At 51.3% G+C, this 651-nt stretch carries 1 protein-coding gene and 1 pseudogene; one reads left to right on the forward strand and one right to left on the reverse strand.

Annotated features, from left to right (window positions below; genetic code table 11):
• Nucleotides 1-305 precede the first annotated feature (305 nt).
• Complete coding sequence (locus tag MiSe_RS49580) at nt 306-554, forward strand: hypothetical protein (RefSeq protein WP_226594973.1); 249 nt, start codon at nt 306-308, stop codon at nt 552-554.
• Here MiSe_RS49580 and MiSe_RS54415 read toward each other — a convergent pair.
• A pseudogene (locus tag MiSe_RS54415) lies at nt 551-651 on the reverse strand (four helix bundle protein); the annotation flags it as partial. The gene MiSe_RS49580 and the pseudogene MiSe_RS54415 overlap by 4 nt on opposite strands.

Genomic DNA, 651 nt, shown 5'->3' on the forward strand with positions numbered 1-651 from the left:
TGTCTCAGTTAACTATTGACGGGCAGACTTGGGTAAACGTTCGCCCGAATATTTGGTCTTTTGCGGTGAGGATAAGCTGATGATACTGATTTGGGGAGAGCAAGAATTTGTTAATGTGACCGCAATCCCATCCCCACTGTTACCGCCTCAGGAGACTCGTGTCAGTCCGTGGGATACTTGGGAGTTTCGCGGTCTCTGGAATCAGCATCGGCTGATTTCCCAGGGGTTCCCCCTCATAACTTGCCGCTGTCGTACCCAGTGCCGTGGCAATTCTATGCCAGATAATTGACTGGGGATTTTATGTCATGATTTACTCCAAATTTGAGGCGCAGCGCGCTGTGAATTTTCACCTCAATCTTCGACAGCCAGCGCCTTTGAGCCATTGTCATCAACTGCACCTAGTAGCAATCCCAGGCGGAAAACTTTCCCTCGTGCCATTTCCAGCGGTAGCCATCCGGGTCGAATTGTGCGATCGCATCGGGGAAAGCGGGAAGGGGAGGGGGGGGCTGGGGGGGCAAAGGGGATGGGGGAGCAAAGGGGATGGGGGGGCTTAATGCTTCATCAACCAAGGTGATGGGTTGTTAATCATGGTTACAAGACCAGCTAAAACCTGGTTATAAGTTCCATAAAGTTCTCGACCTGTTTCAGTAT

It is taken from the genome of Microseira wollei NIES-4236, assembly GCF_020521235.1.
In the GTDB taxonomy this organism is placed as follows: domain Bacteria; phylum Cyanobacteriota; class Cyanobacteriia; order Cyanobacteriales; family Aerosakkonemataceae; genus Microseira; species Microseira wollei.